At 71.2% G+C, this 16,046-nt stretch carries 11 protein-coding genes; 5 read left to right on the top strand and 6 right to left on the bottom strand.

Going from position 1 to position 16,046, the window contains the following annotated elements:
* Positions 1 to 17 precede the first annotated feature (17 nt).
* Complete coding sequence (locus tag HV824_RS08125; RefSeq protein ID WP_255207854.1) at positions 18 to 1,553, bottom strand: MBL fold metallo-hydrolase; 1,536 nt, start codon at positions 1,551 to 1,553, stop codon at positions 18 to 20.
* A gap of 236 nt (positions 1,554 to 1,789) precedes the next feature.
* Between HV824_RS08125 and HV824_RS08120 the strand changes: the two genes are divergently transcribed.
* Both HV824_RS08120 and thrS read left to right on the top strand, forming a co-directional pair.
* Entirely contained in the window at positions 1,790 to 3,553 is a 1,764-nt protein-coding gene (locus HV824_RS08120) for an OPT/YSL family transporter (RefSeq protein WP_176416028.1), read from the top strand.
* 267 nt (positions 3,554 to 3,820) lie between these two features.
* Positions 3,821 to 5,023 carry a threonine--tRNA ligase gene (gene thrS / locus HV824_RS08115; RefSeq protein ID WP_176423023.1) on the top strand — a complete coding sequence of 401 codons (1,203 nt, stop codon included), beginning with the start codon at positions 3,821 to 3,823 and terminating at the stop codon, positions 5,021 to 5,023.
* Positions 5,024 to 5,074: 51 nt separating this feature from the next.
* Here thrS and HV824_RS08110 read toward each other — a convergent pair whose 3' ends face one another.
* Positions 5,075 to 5,491 carry a CBS domain-containing protein gene (locus tag HV824_RS08110; RefSeq protein ID WP_176416026.1) on the bottom strand — a complete coding sequence of 139 codons (417 nt, stop codon included), beginning with the start codon at positions 5,489 to 5,491 and terminating at the stop codon, positions 5,075 to 5,077.
* A gap of 210 nt (positions 5,492 to 5,701) precedes the next feature.
* On the opposite strand from HV824_RS08110, the gene msrB reads away from it, so the two are divergent.
* A complete protein-coding gene (gene msrB, locus HV824_RS08105) occupies positions 5,702 to 6,124 on the top strand; it encodes a peptide-methionine (R)-S-oxide reductase MsrB (RefSeq protein WP_176416025.1) in 423 nt (140 codons plus the stop codon).
* Positions 6,125 to 6,196: 72 nt separating this feature from the next.
* Here the strand turns inward: msrB and purL are convergent, their stop codons facing one another.
* The 4 genes from purL to HV824_RS08085 all read right to left on the bottom strand — a co-directional run bounded on the left by purL (position 6,197) and on the right by HV824_RS08085 (position 14,049).
* Positions 6,197 to 10,105 carry a phosphoribosylformylglycinamidine synthase gene (gene purL / locus HV824_RS08100; RefSeq protein ID WP_176423022.1) on the bottom strand — a complete coding sequence of 1,303 codons (3,909 nt, stop codon included), beginning with the start codon at positions 10,103 to 10,105 and terminating at the stop codon, positions 6,197 to 6,199.
* A gap of 182 nt (positions 10,106 to 10,287) precedes the next feature.
* Positions 10,288 to 11,592 (bottom strand): hypothetical protein, encoded by a 1,305-nt coding sequence (locus tag HV824_RS08095; RefSeq protein WP_255207853.1) that lies wholly within the window; start codon positions 11,590 to 11,592, stop codon positions 10,288 to 10,290.
* A gap of 106 nt (positions 11,593 to 11,698) precedes the next feature.
* A complete protein-coding gene (locus HV824_RS08090) occupies positions 11,699 to 12,553 on the bottom strand; it encodes a metal-dependent hydrolase (protein WP_176423020.1) in 855 nt (284 codons plus the stop codon).
* Positions 12,554 to 12,585: 32 nt separating this feature from the next.
* The gene (locus HV824_RS08085) at positions 12,586 to 14,049 is read right to left on the bottom strand and encodes a hypothetical protein (RefSeq protein WP_368738037.1); all 1,464 of its coding nucleotides are present in this window, start codon (positions 14,047 to 14,049) and stop codon (positions 12,586 to 12,588) included.
* 432 nt (positions 14,050 to 14,481) lie between these two features.
* Here HV824_RS08085 and HV824_RS08080 point away from each other — a divergent pair, with 432 nt between their 5' ends.
* Positions 14,482 to 14,847 (top strand): hypothetical protein, encoded by a 366-nt coding sequence (locus HV824_RS08080; protein WP_176423018.1) that lies wholly within the window; start codon positions 14,482 to 14,484, stop codon positions 14,845 to 14,847.
* A 93-nt stretch (positions 14,848 to 14,940) separates the two neighbouring features.
* Entirely contained in the window at positions 14,941 to 16,035 is a 1,095-nt protein-coding gene (locus HV824_RS08075) for a hypothetical protein (RefSeq protein WP_176416020.1), read from the top strand.
* The last annotated feature ends 11 nt before the right edge of the window (positions 16,036 to 16,046 follow it).

Here is a 16,046-nt window from a genome sequence, read left to right as displayed (position 1 = left end):
CCCGCGCGGCGGACACGTCAGGCCGCGTCGCCGTAGGGCCACACGAAGCCGGGGTGGCGCACCACCTCCGGCGTCCGCGCGCCCTTCCAGCGCAGCGACTCTCCCGGCCGCAGCACCAGGGGCTTGGGCGCGTCCTTCATCGTCCGCCGGACCTCGGCGAGCCGCTCCGGATAGGGGTCGGCGTCCGGGTTCTCATCCAGGTGGCTGGCGCCGCTCACGGGCTCGCCAGGATAGCCCGCGTAGCGAGGCCCCATGCCCTCGCGCCAGTACCAGGGCGCCCCACCATCCGCGCAGGGCACCACGTAGCGCGCGCCCAGCAAGGCGCCATAACGCAGCGCCTCCTCCGGCCCGGCCATGAGCCGCTGCGGCGCCTTCAGCATCGCGCGGGGGACGTTGACCAGGAACGCCTCCAGCGTGGTGAAGCCGAAGAAGATGGGCGCCAGCCGGAACCCGCGGACGCCGCAGAAGAGCACGTCCACCGGAGCCTCGCGGCGCACGCGCCGGCACACCGCCGCCATGTCCCCACGCACGTCATGCCCCGAGTCCGCGAAGAACGCCGCGGAGAAGCCGGGCGCCCGCACCAGCCACGCGTTGCCCTCGTTGAAGAGGTCCGGGTACGGGCCTTCGCCATCCGTGGGCTGCTCGCCGTAGAACGGCAGCGCGCGCACGGTGACGTCGCCCACCTGCCGGGACTCGCCCCAGCGCAGGGGCTCCACGCGCGTGAAGCCCAGCTGCGACAGCCGCAGGGCGCAGTCCGTGGAGAAGAGACTCTCACGCGCCACCGCCGGCACGAAGATGCGCGTGTCGCGAGGCAACTGCAGCAACGAGCCCAGGTGGAAGTGGTCCCCATGTGAATGGGTGATGACCACCGCGTCCACCCGCCCCACGTCGCGCGGCTGCATCGCCGCATAGCCCGGCAAGTCCACCGCGCCTTCGGGCCGGAAATACGGGTCCACCAGCACGCGCCCCTCACGGCCTGTGACCAGCACCGTGTTGTGCCCCACGAAGAGCGCGCCGGGCGCGGGAACCTCCACGGGCGCTTCATGGCGCACGAGCCAGCCCGCCTGCCCCAGGTCCGCCACCAGCTCCGCCAGCACGGGCAGCGCCGCGAAGGCCCGAAGCTCCGCGCGCGTGGCGCCGCGCGCGAGCGCCGCGAAGAAGTCCGCCACGGCGGGCCACTCGGGCGCACGCACGGGCACATCCAGGCCCAGCGCTTCCTGGCGAAGGTGCAGCACGCGCGGCCGGTGTCGCGTGGCCTCCGGGAACAGCACGTCGGGGCGCAACACGCGGCGCCCCATGCGCCGCTGCTTCCCCACGCACAGCGCGGCATAGCGTGGGGTGTCCTCCAGCCAGCGCACCAGGGCCTCCGCGTCGTGCAGCGCGCCCTCGCGCCCCAGCGTGGCGACGTGGCGCTTCAGCGGGAGGAAGGCACGGCGGACAGGACGCGCGGTGGGCCCCTGGATGCTGCAGCCCAGGTCCTCATGGTGGTCGGCCTCCGTCCGGGCCGAGGCGAGCACGGCCAGGCTGACGCCCCGGTGCAGGGTGAATCGCATGGCGGCGGATGTTGCCATGCGTCACGCGCGGTGCGGCGTTTCTCCAACGTCCGGGCGAGCGGGCGGACCGTCCCCCTCACCCGACGGCCCAGGTTGTGACAGGAGCGTGGAAGGCCGGTACCCTTCGGCGCCGAATGTCATTATCAGCCCCCTCGCTCCCTCCGGAGCCCCCTTCCCCGTCCTCGGGTGGCACCCTCGCGGAGCCCTCCCAACGTCGCTTCCAATGGCTGCCCCCCGTGGGGACGTGGAAGTACCACCTGCTCCTGAGCGCGGTGGCCCTGTTCGTCCTGGGGCCCCTGGGCGGCATCGCCGCCTCGTACATGAACTTCAGCGTGGGCTTCTTCGTCGGCGGCCAGGTGCTGGCTGGCATCCTCGGCAGCGCCGTCACCTACGGGTACGGCGCGGAGGGCAAGCACGGCGCCAACTACATGCAGACGATGGCCGCGTCGGTGGCCTCGCTGTGCGCCATGTCCGTGCTCATCCAGTCCATGGTGTGGCTGGGCATGGAGATGCCCGCCGCCTGGAAGCTCATGCTCTTCGTCGGCTGCGTGGGCATGTTCGCGGTGGGCGTGGGCATGCTCTACACGCCGCTGCTCGTGGACAAGCTCCAGCTCGACTATCCGTCCGGGCTGGCGGTGGCCAACATCCTGCGCGCCCTCACGGACAAGCGCCTGCTCAAGGCGTCCATCTCCAAGCTGGGCGGCGGCACCCTGCTGGGCGCCCTGGCGGCGTGGATGACGGAGAAGGTGGCCTTCGTCGCCTCCCTCGGCACCAGCGCGGCGACGCTGGGCGCGGGCATGATTGTCGGCAGCCGCATCACCGTCCCGGCCATCGTCATGGCCGTCATCGGCGCGGTGCTGATGCCCACCCTCCGGGAGATGGGCTGGCTCGGCCCTCAGGACCCGTTCCGTAAAATCGGCTTCGTCATCGGCCTGGGGATGATTTGCGGCGCGGCCGTGGTGGACCTGTCGCTGCTGGCGGTCCAGGCGGCGAAGCGCATCCGCGAGCGGGCCGCGACGAAGGACGAAGCGGCGGAGGAGTCCTGGAAGAAGGTCAACATCCCCCGGCTGCTGGCCTGGGTGGGCGTCTGGGGCGGCGCGACGCTGGTGGTGGGCACGCAGGTGCTGGACCAGCCCGTCGGCTGGCTCCTCTTCGGCATGCTGCTGGCCCTGCTGTTCGTGCTCATCAACGGAATCTCCTTCGGCATCACCGACCAGAACCCCATCTCCAGCGCCTTCGTCATCTCCGTGCTGATGATGTCCATGATGGGCCTGCGCGTCCCGCTGGTGGGCATGATGGCCGCCACCATCCTGCTCATCTCCACCTCGGTGGGCTGCGACATGCAGCAGGACCGCTCCACCGGCTGGCGCCTGGGTACCAACCGCGTCACCCAGTTCCGCTATCAGGTGCTGGGCGTCATCATGGGCGCGCTGCTGTGCGTGGGCCTGGCGCGCGTGTTCATGACGGCCTACCCGGCGCTCACCATCAACCAGTTGGACAACCCCAACGCCGAGGTGGGCCAGTGGGGCTCCGCGATGACGTACAAGCTGGTGGGCGCCATCCGCGACCTCGGCTCGCTGTCGCAGGCCGTCGTGAGCGCCCTGCTCCTCGGACTGGCCATCGGCTTCATCTACGAGCTGCTGCGCAAGGTGGTGCGAGGCAACGCGCGCTACCAGCGGTACGTGAAGGGCTCTCGCGCGGGCTTCGCCGTCGGCTGGACGGTGGACGCCCTCCTGCTGCCCAGCCCCTACGCGTCGTCGTTCGGCGGCTTCGTGGCGTTCCCGGTGTCGCTGTGGTTCGGCGCGGGAGGCATCGTGACGTCCGTCTGGAACACGTTCTCCAAGCGCGGGCAGCCGGCGGTGAGTGGCAGCCCGGGTGAAGGCGAGGCCCTCCCGGAGGACATGAGCACCATGTCCCTCATGGGCGGCGGCCTCATCGCCGGTGAGTCGCTGTTCTTCCTCATCGCCGGCCTCATCGGGCTCGCGTCGCTGTTGGCGTAGCAGCCCCTGCGCAGGCCCTCGCGGCGGCGCGGGGGCCGAGTTGACAATTCCCCGCGCCGCTCGCATCTTCTTCGCCGTGAGCTTCGTCATCACCACCACGACCACCGGCACCACGACTCGCTTCGGCGGGCGTGGAGCCGTGCGCGTCATGGGGTGAGCTGACGAACGCACGGTTCCCTGCCCCGCCTTCTCCGGCCGGGGCAACCGTGCGCTCGCTCAGCGCTCCGACCGGATGGCGTTTCACCCTTCCGAATCGGAGACGAAGCAATGCTCGACGAACACGACCACCGCGCGCTGGGCCAGCGCCTGGACCTCTTCCACCTGCAGGAAGAGGCCCCCGGCATGGTGTTCTGGCACCCGCGTGGACTGCTGCTGTACCGGCTGCTGGAGGAGCACGTCCGCCAGCGCATGCGGCGCGAGGGCTACCAGGAAGTCCGCACCCCACAGCTCTACGCGCAGCCCTTGTGGGAGCGCAGCGGCCACTGGGACAACTTCCGGGAGCACATGTTCCTGGTGGAGGACGGCGCGCGGCACCTGGGCGTGAAGCCGGTGAGCTGCCCCGGCCACATCGAGCTGGTGCAGCGCATGGCGCCCAGCTACCGGGACTTGCCGCTGCGCCTGGGCGAGTTCGGGCTGGTGCACCGCGCGGAGCCCGGCGGCGCGCTCCACGGCCTGTTCCGCCTGCGGCAGTTCACCCAGGATGACGGCCACATCTTCTGCGCCGAGCCGCAGGTGGTGCCGGAGGTCGTCCGCTTCGCCCGCTCGCTGAAGGACTTCTACGCGGGCTTCGGCTTCGACGACGTCCAGGTGGCCTTCTCCGGCCGGCCCGCGTCGCGCGCGGGGCGCGATGCGCTCTGGGACAAGGCCGAGTCCTGGCTCCTCCTGGCCGCGAAGGAAGCGGGGCTCCACTGCCACATGCAGCCGGGCGAGGGGGCCTTCTACGGGCCCAAGCTGGAGTTCGTCTTGAAGGACCGGCTGGGGCGCGCGTGGCAGTGCGGCACCATCCAGTTGGACCTCGTGCTGCCGGAGCGCTTCGACCTCCACTACATCGACGCCTCGGGGGCCCGCGTCCGTCCGGTGATGCTTCACCGCGCGCTGCTCGGCAGCCTGGAGCGCTTCATCGGCGTCCTGCTGGAGCACCACGGCGGCGCGCTGCCCGCATGGCTGGCGCCGCAACAGGTGGTGGTGGCCGCCGTGGGTGAAGGCGTGGTCGACTACGCCGAGCGCTTCGCCGCGAAGCTCCAGGCGGCGGGCTGCCGCGCCAGCGTGGACCGGCGGGGTGAGTCCCTGTCCCGCAAGGTCCTGGATGCCCACGCGGCGGGCGTCCCGTGGCTGGTGGTGGCGGGCGCACGCGAGGTGGCCGCGGGCAACGTCCGCCTGCGGCAACGAGCTGGCGCGCAGCGGGACGTCCCGTGGGAGGACGCGGCGGCGGAGCTCGTCGCCGCGTGTCGTCCGGCCCCGGACGCCTGAGGGTGACACCGGGGCGCGGGCGGTGAAGCGCGCCGCTCGCGCCCCGAGGCCTCAGCCCTGCTGGAGCCGCTCCAGCACCTCGCCCGCGTGCAGGACCTCCTCCGGCACCGTGGCCAGGTCGTCCAGGCTCAAGAGCCCCACCGGCCGCCGCTCGCCATCCACCACTACGAGGCGGCGCACCATCTTCTCCTCCATCGTCCGTTCCGCCACCTCGAGCGTCGCGTCCACGTCGCAGGTGATGACCGTGGCCGTCATCACCTCGCGCACGGGCGTGGTGTTCGGGTCCTGCCCCAGCGCCGCGGACCGCACCGCGATGTCCCGGTCCGTCAGCATGCCCACCAACTGCCCACCCTCCAGCACCGGCAGCGAGCCGATGTTGCACGTGCGCATCCGCAGCGCCGCGGCCCGGATGGGCTCACCTGCTTCGATGGTCTCCAGGTTCTTGGTCATCAGCTCGCCAATCCGCATTGCACGCTCCTTGCCTGGCATGACGCCCCTCCCCACCCTCGTTGAACCCCGGCGCCCCGTCGCTGCCTCCCAGATTACGCCTGTCCCTGGAGCGAGGCGCCGGACAGGCCTTCTCACACCTTGCCGCCCACCAGGCGCGACGCTGGGGCAGGATGCGCATCTGAAGTGCGCGTGGGCCCCGGTCCGGGCCCGGACAAGGAGCAGGAAGGCATGGTCGACAAGCTCACCCTCAGCGACGACGAGTGGCGCAAGCGCTTGAGCCCCCAGGAGTATGAAGTCCTCCGCCGCCACGGCACCGAGCGACCTGGCTCCGGGTGCTTCCTGGGCACGAAGACGCCGGGCACCTACGTGTGCGCGGGCTGCGGCAATCCCCTGTTCAAGGCGGGCACGAAGTTCGAGTCCGGCACGGGCTGGCCGTCCTTCACGCAGCCGGTGGTGGCCGACGCGGTGACGGAAATCCAGGACGTCTCACACGGAATGGTTCGCACCGAGGTCCGCTGTGCGCGCTGCGACGGGCACCTGGGCCACGTCTTCCCCGACGGGCCGCCGCCCACCGGCCTGCGCTACTGCATGAACTCGGTGTCCATGAAGCACGTCCCGGAGGGGCAGCCGCTGGAGTTGGTGAAGGCGTAGCCTCAACACGGAATGGGAGAGCGGGCCGGGTGATACGCCGGCCCTGCTCCCCGCCCGGTGCCCTCGCGGCGCTCAGCCCAGCCAGACGCGGGCGTTGCGGAACATGCGCATCCAGGGGCCGTCGTCGCCCCACTCGCGAGGCCGCCACGAGTGCTGCACGGAGCGGTGTACGCGCTCCGGATGCGGCATGGTGATGGTGAAGCGCCCATCCCGCGTCGTCAGGCCGGCGATGCCGTGGGGTGAGCCATTGGGGTTGGCGGGATACGTCTCCGCCACCCGGCCGTGGTTGTCCACCCAGCGCGTCGTCACCAGCCCCTGCCCGTTGACGCGGGCGGCGTCCTCCGTGCTGGGGAACTCCGCGCGGCCCTCGCCGTGCGAGGTGACGATGAGCATCCGGCTGCCTTCCATGCCCTGGTAGAAGAGCGACGGCGTCTTCGACACCTCCACCAGGGACAGGCGCGCCTCGTACTGCTCGGAGGCGTTGCGCACGAAGCGGGGGAAGTGCTCCGCGCCCGGGATGATGTCCTTGAGCTGCGACATCATCTGGCAGCCGTTGCACACGCCCAGGCCGAAGCTGTCCGGCCGAGCGAAGAAGGCGGCGAAGGCGTCCCGCGCGCGCGGGTTGAAGAGGATGGACTTCGCCCACCCGCCACCGGCCCCCAGCACGTCACCGTAGGAGAAGCCGCCACACGCCAGCACGCCCTTGAAACCTTCGAGCGACACCCGCCCCGACAGGACGTCGCTCATGTGGACATCCACCGCGGCGAAGCCCGCCCGCGTGAAGGCCGCGGCCATCTCCTGCTGGCTGTTGACGCCCTGCTCCCGCAACACGGCCACGCGAGGACGGGCCCCCTTCAAGATGAAGGGTGCGGCCACGTCCTGGGCCGGGTCGAACGTCAGCTTCGGCGAAAGTCCCGGGTCCGCGGCGTCACTCCTCGCGGCCGCCTCCTGGTCCGCACAGGTGGGGTTGTCGCGCAGCTTCTGAATCTCATGGCTGACGCGAGACCAGGTGCGTCGCAACGCCAACGTGTCCGCCGACAACAACGTGTCGTCCCCATGGCGCACGCGCACCTGCAACGCCGTCACCGGGCGGCCCAGCTCGTGGACGTCCCGCGACAAGCCCTGCTGCGCCAGCACCTCACGCACACGCGCCACGTCCGAGGCGCGCACCTGCACCACCGCGCCCAGCTCCTCATTGAAGAGGGCCGCCGTCACGTCACCGCCCAGCGGCGCCAGGTCCACGTCCAGACCACACCGGCCCGCGAAGGCCATCTCGCACAGCGTCGCCCAGAGGCCGCCGTCGGAGCGGTCGTGGTACGCCAGCAGCGCGCCGCTTTCGCTGAGCGCCTGCACCGAGGCGAAGAAGCCGCGCAGCAGCGCGGGGTCCTCCACGTCCGGGCTCTCCGGCCCCACCTGCCCGTGGACATGCGCCACCACGGAGCCGCCCAGGCGCTGCTTCCCGCGCGCCAGGTCGATGAAGAGCAGCCGCGTGTCGGCCGCCACGTCCACGAGCTGCGGCGTCAGGGACTTGCGCACGTCCAACACCGGCGCGAACGCGGAGATGATGAGCGACACCGGCGACGTCACGGCCTTGCGGGCGCCGCCCTCCTCCCAGACGGTGCGCATGGACATGGAGTCCTTGCCCACGGGGATGGTGAGGCCCAGCGCGGGGCACAGCTCCATGCCCACCGTGTGGACGGCGGCGTAGAGGCTGGCGTCCTCGCCCGGGCTGCCCGCCGCGGCCATCCAGTTGGCGGACAGCTTCACGTCGGACAGCTTGCCGATGCGGGCCGCGGCGATGTTGGTGAGCGCCTCGCCCACCGCCATGCGCGCCGAGGCCGCCGCGTCGATGAGGGCCAGCGGCGTGCGCTCGCCCATGGCCATGGCCTCACCTGTGGTGCTCGTCACGGTGGACAGCGTCACCGCGCAGTCCGCCACCGGCACCTGCCAGGGGCCCACCATCTGGTCCCGGCTGCTGAGCCCGGACACGGTGCGGTCGCCGATGGTGATGAGGAAGCTCTTGTCCGCCACCGTGGGGTGGCTCAACACGCGCTCCGCCAGCACCGCCAGCGAGCCATCCAACGTCAGCGGCGCGAACGACACCGGGCGCGACGTCACGTCGCGGTGCATGCGCGGCGCCTTGCCGAACAGCACGTCCATGGGCAGGTCGATGGGCGCGTTGCCGAACTGCGTGTCCGACAGCGTCAGCGTCTGCTCGGCGGTGGCGTCACCCAGCACGGAGAAGGGCGCGCGCTCCCGCTCGCACAGCGCGGCGAAGCGGGCCAGGTCCTCCGGCGCGACGCCCAGCACGTAGCGCTCCTGCGCCTCATTGCACCAGATTTCGACCGGCGACATGCCCGGCTCGGCGTTGGGCACCGCGCGCAGCGCCAGGCGCCCACCCAGGTCGTTGTCGTGCGCCAGCTCCGGCACCGCGTTGGACAAGCCGCCGGCGCCCACGTCGTGGATGGAGCGGATGGGGTTCTTGTCGCCCAGCGCCCAGCAGCCGTCGATGACCTCCTGACAGCGCCGCTCCATCTCCGCGTTGTCCCGCTGCACGGAGGCGAAGTCGAGGTCCGCCGCGCTCGCGCCCTGTGCCATGGAGGACGCCGCGCCACCGCCCAGGCCGATGAGCATCGCGGGCCCGCCCAGGACGATGAGCTTGTCGCCCGGCTGCAAGCGCCCCTTCTTCACGTGCGGCGCGCGGATGTTGCCCAGGCCACCGGCGATCATGATGGGCTTGTGGTAGCCGCGCACCTCCACGCCAGCGGGCGTGGGGACCTGCACCTCGTAGCTGCGGAAGTAGCCCGTGAGGTTCGGCCGGCCGAACTCGTTGTTGAAGGCCGCGCCGCCCAGCGGGCCGTCCACCATGATGTCCAGCGCGGAGACGATGCGGTCCGGCTTGCCGTAGGGCTGCTCCCAGGGCCGCTCGAAGCCGGGGATGCGCAGGTGGCTCACACTGAAGCCGGTGAGACCCGCCTTGGGACGGGCGCCACGGCCGGTGGCCCCCTCATCGCGAATCTCGCCGCCCGCGCCAGTGGCGGCGCCCGGGTACGGGGAGATGGCCGTCGGGTGGTTGTGCGTCTCCACCTTGATCATGATGTGGGCCGGCTCGCGCACGGAGCCCCACTCACCGGTTTCAGGGGATGGGAAGAAGCGGTCCACCTCAAAGCCTTCGATGACGGCCGCGTTGTCCTTGTACGCGCCGAGCACGCCCTCCGGGTGCTGGACGTAGGTGTTCTTGATGGCCTGGAAGAGCGAGCGCTCCCGCGGCTCGCCGTCGATGCTCCAGCTCGCGTTGAAGATCTTGTGCCGGCAATGCTCGCTGTTGGCCTGCGCGAACATCATCAGCTCGACGTCGGTGGGGTTGCGCTTCAGCTCGGTGAAGCGCGCCACCAGGTAGTCCATCTCATCGTCGGCCAGGGCCAGGCCCAGCTCGCGGTTGGCGGTCACCAGCGCCGCACGGCCTCCGCCCAGCACATCCACCGTCGTGAAGGGCCGGGGCGTGTGCCCGGCGAACAGGATGGCCGCGTCCTCCAGACGCCCCACCACCGCCTGCGTCATCCGGTCATGCAACACCGGCTTCAGGTGCTCCAGCTCCGTGTCCCGCAGCGCCTGCCCGTCGGGGCCCGCGATGAAGAAGGCGGTGCCGCGCTCCATGCGCCGCACGCGCTCGCCCAGGCCGCAGTTGTGGGCAATGTCCGTGGCCTTGGAGGACCACGGGGAGATGGTGCCCGGCCGAGGCAGCACCAGCAGCAGGCTGCCGGTGCGCGCGCCCGTGGCCACACGAGGCCCGTAGTCGAGCAGGCGGCCCAGGGTGGCCAGGTCCGCCTCGGAGAGGGGCACCGGCACGTCGATTAGGTGCACGAACTCCGCATAGATGGACGAAACGGAGGGCACCCGCTCGCGGCACTGGGCCACGAGCTTGGCGAGCCTGAAGTCAGAAAGGGCCGGAGCCCCACGCAGGGTGTGCATGCTGGACATGGGTCGAGGTCGTGGCTCTGGGTAACAGCGGGGCCGTCCTTATCACCGTGCGTCGGCCCGGCGCGTGAAGAGTTCACGCCGGGACGCCTGCAGGACGTGCGGGCAGGAGCCACGGTAGGTGTCAGCCGCACGTCAGAGCCTGCGCAGCGCTCGCGACAAAGCGGGAAGCACCGCCAACGGCCTCATCGGTCCCCCAGTGCCACCCCGAGCCCCAGGCACCAGGAGAACCCATGCGCCCACGTCACGCCGGGGGGACGCAGGCCCTGGTAGAGCACCTCCGTGCTGGCGACGAAGTTCGCGCCCAGCGGCACGTGCGCGCGCAGCCCCACCGGAACCCCCAGGCGCGTGCCACCGCCCTCCCACGCGCGCAGCCCCACGCCCGCGGAGGCACGCACGTCCACGCCGAAGGCATAGCTCGGCCGCCAGGCGATGAGCGGCGGAGACAGGACCGCGAAGGCCCAGCCCCCCACGGGCCTGGACCGAAGCGCCGCGCCGCCCTCCAACCCGCGCGTCCAGTCCACCGACAGCCCCAGGCCATGAGGCAGCGGGAGCGAGCCCCGCAGGCCCGCGACGGGCGCGGCGCCGAGCGCATCGGAATAGATTCCGCCCAGCAACTCCAACGACAGCTCGGGCGAAGGCTGGAAGCCGCGCAGCGCGACGAACGCCGCATCCGGAGCCGTCACCTCCCCGAAGCGCTCCGCCGCCCACGCCAGGAACGCGCCGGAGTACGCCACCGCCGCGGCCACGCGCGCATCCATGAAAACCGCCGACGCTTCGGGAGGAATGCGCCGCACCCGCCCCTTCCACCGCACCTCGCCGAGGCCGAAGGCGTTGCCCACCGGGCCATAGCCACCAAAGGCGCCCGGTGACGCCGCGTCGGGCTCGGACCAGAAGGCGCTCCAGGGCAGCACGTCCCCCGCTTCCGTCGCCAGGGACTCGGTCCTGACGGCCTCCAGCGTCTCCCGTGCGAGCGCCCGCTGCGCGTCCGTCCCGGACATCGGCGGCACCTCGCGACGAGGCAGGCGGCCCAGCGAAGCGCGGGCGCCGTATCGCTCGAAGCGGTCCGTGAGCCCGTGGTTCACCGGAACGACGTGGGGCGGAGACGCCATGTCCTGGAGATGGTGGGCCAGGTGGCCGGCGCGGTCCCAGGCACGCGGCAGGTCGCCGTTGCGCGCCGCCTCCAAGGCGTCCTCCCAGAGCGCACGCACCCGCTCCTCGGAGCCTCGCCGCAGCGCGGAGGAGAGCGCCCCTTCCGGCCGATAGAAGTGGTGCCAGCCCGTCCATTTCACGTGGAGGTTCAGGTCCTCCGCGGTGGCGCCATGCACCACGGAGTCCCGGTGGGCCTCCAACTCTGCCTGGGCCCCCGCGGCCACCGCCGCGTCGAGCGCGGCCTCCGTCAGCGCGCGGTGGTCCTGGACCGTGAAGGCCCCCGCTCGAAGCGGGAAGGCCCCACACAGCAGCACGGCCAGCAGGAGTCTCCAGGGCATCGGACGGCGCATCGCAGGAGCCAGCAACCTTCACGGTAGACAGCACGTTCCACCCGGGAACAACCGCCGCGCGGGATGCCTCCTCAGCAGGCGTGCGCTCGCGCCGCTATGCAGCTTCGCGCTCCGGGGCCTCCGGAGGCGGAGCCTCCAACGTCGCCAGGTGGGCCCTGGCCAGCGCGAGGTTGTCGTTGTCCAGCGGGTGGAAGGAGGGACGCAGGTACTCCCGCAAGCCCCGCCCCAGCACGCGGAACAGCACCGGGTCCTTCCGGTGGGCGCGCCACAGCTCGCGCAGCAGCCCCGTCCACCCCAGCCCGCGCTCCTGGCGCAGCAACGTCACCGTGGCGGCGAACCACAGAACGAAGAGGGACACCCCGCCCAGCACCATACCCAGCACGCGCAGCCCATAGCCCGGTGCCACCTTCCGCAGCACATCGAAGGCCACCGCCTTGTGCTCAATCTCCTCGGCGGCGTGCCACTCGATGAGGTCGCGCATCGCCGGGTGGCCGTCCGCGAACACGCCCAGCGTCAGCGTGTTCTCGCCCATCAGCGCCGTGTAGTGCTCCAGCGCGGCGGTGATGGACAGCCGCAGCGACGGCGGGAGCTTCGCGTCGATGACGCCCCAGAGGAATGAGTCGTACCACCGCATGAAGCGGTGGAGGTCGTAGCCCTGGGACTCCAGCAGCTCGATGTAGTCCTGGTGCTCGCGCGCGTGCTGGCCTTCCTGCGCGAAGAAGGCCTTCACCTGCGCGCGCAGCGCGGGCGTGTCCGCCAGCCGCGGCATGTAGTGGTTGACGCTGCGCACGAAGAACCGCTCGCCCTGGGGGAAGAGCAGGTTGAGCCCGTTCCACAGGTGCGTGGTGCCAGGGCCGTTGGGGTGCCAGATACGCGGGAAGCTCGCGTCGAAGGAGAACTGGAGGTGCGGTCGCGGCCGGATGCGTCCGGGGTCGTGGGGGGAGACCATGGGGAGCTCTCGTGACGGAAGACCAGGAAGGTTCAAGGAAGTGCCGGACGTCGCGGATGGAGCCTGCTGGCGGCCTCCGCGACGAGCACGTCCCGGAAGGACAGCAGCTGCTCGCGCGTGCCCAGGGCACCACTGCCCGCGAGCGCCGCGAAGTAGCGCTTGCGCACGCCCGAGGGCGCCGCGTGGAGGACCTCCGTCACGCAGAGGGCCACGCCGCCCCCCACGGCACACAGCGGCCGCATCGTGTTGAAGAAGAGCGGGGGGTGCCGCGCCAGCGCTTCATCATCGTCGACCTCCAAGGTGATTTTGGACAACAGGGCGTTGCCGCCCAGGGCGGCGGGCACCTGCCGCAGCAAGGGCGTGAAGGCGAAGCCGTGCGTGGTGAGCGAGGGCATCCACCACGGCAGCGCGGGTGAGTACAGCGTGGAGAAGATGTCCTCCAGCACGCCGCCGCCTCGCCGCGTCTGCTCCAGCACGTGCGCGACGTGCGCGGGCGTCATCGGCCCCGTGCGCGTCCGCGAGGGCACCACCGCGATACCAATGCGCCGCCACTTCCGCGCCACGGCGTGCGGCGACGCGGGCAGCACCGGCACCAGCAGCGTGGGGTTGTCGACGGGGAACACGCCCTCGCCGGCCCGCTGAACCGACTGGAGCATCGCGCAGGTGAGGTTCCGGAAGTCGAGCCCCTCCGGCAGCTCCACGCGCAGCAGCGGCGACGGCTCCTCGGGGCCGGTGAGCCACTCGCCCGGCGCCGCGCGGGCGTCCCGGCGCGGCAACCCCTTCGAGGCGGCCAGCGAGAGCTCGGCCATCGCGGTGCCATCCATCACCAGGTGGTCGAAGCTCAGCTCCAGCGCGCCCGTCGCCGCGTCCACGCGCGCACCGAACCAGGCGCTCGACGTCAGCAGATGGGACGTCCAGGCGCTGTCGCCTCGCGAGGCGCGGTCCACCAGCACCTGCGGGAACAACCCATCCCGGCGTGCCTCCGCCAGCGTGCGGCTGGGCGTGCGCGCCAGCAACGCCGCCACCGCCTCATGCGTCAGCGCCGCGTCGTCCAGGGACATCCGCACCACCCGGACCCCACCATCCTCACAGGTGACGGCGGCGGTGAGGACGTCCTCGTCTTGAGCGCGTTGGCGTGCGTCGGCGCCCTCCCGGCCCAGGCGCGCCACCCAGACGTCCAGGGGCTGGTTCTGCCGGCGCACGCCGCGGCTGTCTCGGTACCAGCGCGCCACACCCGCCAGCAGCACCGGCGCCCACGCCCCACCTGCCGTGTCCACGCCCAGCGGCTGCACCGTCACCATGATGCGGCGCGAGCGGGGCTCGGTCGTCAAGAACTGCTCCCACGTCGTCAACGCGGGCACCACCTGCGTCGGCTGTCGCGCCGGGAACGCACGCCGCCACCCGTCGCAGAAGCGCACGAGCCCGCTGATGGCGTGACGCGCCACCGGATGCAGGTGCGGGAACTGATGCGTCAACGCCGCATGCACGCGTCCCACGACGCCAACGTCCTGGGCTTCAACCGGAAACGGGAGGGGACCGGATCCGTCCATGGCACACCTCCGGGTGGTCAACGGGGGATGACCCACGGCATTGGCTCCGTAGCCTACCGGACATGCCACCTGTACCGTCAGGCCATCGCGCGATTTCACTGACAGCCATGCTTTTTGGCCTGCCTGCGCGGGTGGAACACGACTCAGCGAACGGGCCCCGTCGCGGCGCCCATGAGAAGCGCGCGCAGCGGGCGTGACACGCTGCGCAGCAGTCAGGACGGAATCTTGGCGCGGCGCCCCACGGAGGCAGGCAGAATGTCTGCCATTGAATGCAAGCGAGCCAGCACCCCTGCGTTCACCCCAGGCGCCTCCTGGTATTGTTTGACATCCCGACATTCACGCGCACTCCCGCCCGAGGTGTCGGCGCCTGGAGCATCCATGTCCCTCGTCCGCCGTCCCTTCGCCTGGAGTGCCGCCCTGTTGCTGACGTTCGCGACCGTCGCGACCGCCGACCCCGTCCGCTCCGGGCCCGAGGAGCACTGTGAGAACAGCGCGAGCGCCGAGTCCTCGCTGGCCATCTGTTTTCAGTCCTTCTGTGACGAGGACTGGCAGTGCGCGAACGCGTGTCCCAGCGCGCAGACGGCCGCCTGCGTGAACTCCGTGTGCGAGTACACCTATCAAACGGGTGGCGGCGGCGGTCCGGGTGGCTCTTTCTGCCCGCCAATGCTGTGTGCGGATGACTACCACTGTCAGTGCGGCGACCGTCAGGGCTACTGCGGCATCGACTCCATCTGCTACTTCTAGGCCGCGCGACGCGTCGCTCCGCTCGTCAGGCTCCGGGGAGAAGACCCGCGCCGGGGAGGCTGGCGTGTCGGTGGACACCTCCCCGGAGCCGCCATGACACGCCTGCTCGACAGCCTTCCCCTGCTCTACCGCGACCTGCTCCCTGACTTCTTCCGGCAGGACGTCCCCGAGGAGCGCAAGGCCACCTGTTCGAACTGCGCCATGTGCCAGGACACCGCGCAGGGCGCCGTCGCCTCCGTGGACGGCGTGAGCCGCATGTTCCGGCCGGACACCAAGTGCTGCACCTACTCACCGCGCCTGCCCAACTACCTGGTGGGCGCGCTGCTGTCCGATGACCGCCCCGAGCTGGCCGAGGGCCGGCGCCGCATGGAGGCGAAGGTCGCCAGCCGCGTGGGCGTCACGCCGCAGTGGGTGAAGCCGCCCGCCAAGTTCCAGTTCCTCTACAAGAACAGCCACCAGTTCTTCGGCCGGGCCGCGTCCCTGCGCTGCGGCTACTTCTCCGCGGACAGCGGCGGCTGCACCATCTGGCCCTACCGCGAAGCCGTCTGCTCCACCTTCTTCTGCAAGTACGTGGCGGGCGCGGACGGCCGCAAGTTCTGGATGTCCCTCAAGACGTACCTGACGCTGGCCGAAATCCAGCTGTCGCGCTGGACGGCGCTCCAGCTCCTCCCCGACTACGTGCTGTCCGGCAGGGACCGCGCGGAGACGCAGCCCGGGCCGCTCACCGTGGAGGACCTGGATGACACCGCACCGCCCGCCAAGGCCTACGCGGCGCTGTGGCAAGGTTACGAAGGCCTCGAGCTCGACTACTTCCGGGAGTGCTACCGCCTGGTGAAGGCGCTGCCCCCGGACGGCGTGGAGAAGCTGCTGGGCCTGGATGGCACCATCGAGCTGAAGACGCTGGAGAAGCTCCACCACACCGCCGTGGCGCCCCAGCTGCCGCGCACGCTCATGCTCAACCCCGATGCCACCGTGCAGTGGATGCAGGACGGCAGCGTGGCCCTGGGCGCCTACAGCGAATACGACGCCGTGGCCCTGCCCGGCGAGGCCTATGGCCTGCTGGTCGACTTCACCGGGCGCGAGCCCGTGGACGCCGTGCGCCAGCACCTGCGCGAGCACAAGCAGGCGGACCTGTCCGAGGACGTCCTGCTGGAGCTGTACCGGCACCGCATCCTCGTGGAGGCGTGAGGCAGGCGTCC

It is taken from the genome of Myxococcus sp. AM009, assembly GCF_013372605.1.
Taxonomy (GTDB): domain Bacteria; phylum Myxococcota; class Myxococcia; order Myxococcales; family Myxococcaceae; genus Myxococcus; species Myxococcus vastator.
The sequence above is the reverse complement of the archived record's forward strand: the minus strand, read 5'-3'. Positions and strand labels throughout refer to the sequence as shown.

What these genes read in the sequence shown, in the direction of transcription:
- HV824_RS08125 (WP_255207854.1), bottom strand. Translation starts at nt 1,553, where the DNA reads ATGCGATTCACCCTGCACCGGGGCGTCAGCCTGGCCGTGCTCGCCTCG.
- thrS (WP_176423023.1), top strand. Translation starts at nt 3,821, where the DNA reads ATGCTCGACGAACACGACCACCGCGCGCTGGGCCAGCGCCTGGACCTC.
- HV824_RS08110 (WP_176416026.1), bottom strand. Translation starts at nt 5,491, where the DNA reads ATGCGGATTGGCGAGCTGATGACCAAGAACCTGGAGACCATCGAAGCA.
- msrB (WP_176416025.1), top strand. Translation starts at nt 5,702, where the DNA reads ATGGTCGACAAGCTCACCCTCAGCGACGACGAGTGGCGCAAGCGCTTG.
- purL (WP_176423022.1), bottom strand. Translation starts at nt 10,105, where the DNA reads ATGTCCAGCATGCACACCCTGCGTGGGGCTCCGGCCCTTTCTGACTTC.
- HV824_RS08095 (WP_255207853.1), bottom strand. Translation starts at nt 11,592, where the DNA reads ATGCCCTGGAGACTCCTGCTGGCCGTGCTGCTGTGTGGGGCCTTCCCG.
- HV824_RS08090 (WP_176423020.1), bottom strand. Translation starts at nt 12,553, where the DNA reads ATGGTCTCCCCCCACGACCCCGGACGCATCCGGCCGCGACCGCACCTC.
- HV824_RS08080 (WP_176423018.1), top strand. Translation starts at nt 14,482, where the DNA reads ATGTCCCTCGTCCGCCGTCCCTTCGCCTGGAGTGCCGCCCTGTTGCTG.
- HV824_RS08075 (WP_176416020.1), top strand. Translation starts at nt 14,941, where the DNA reads ATGACACGCCTGCTCGACAGCCTTCCCCTGCTCTACCGCGACCTGCTC.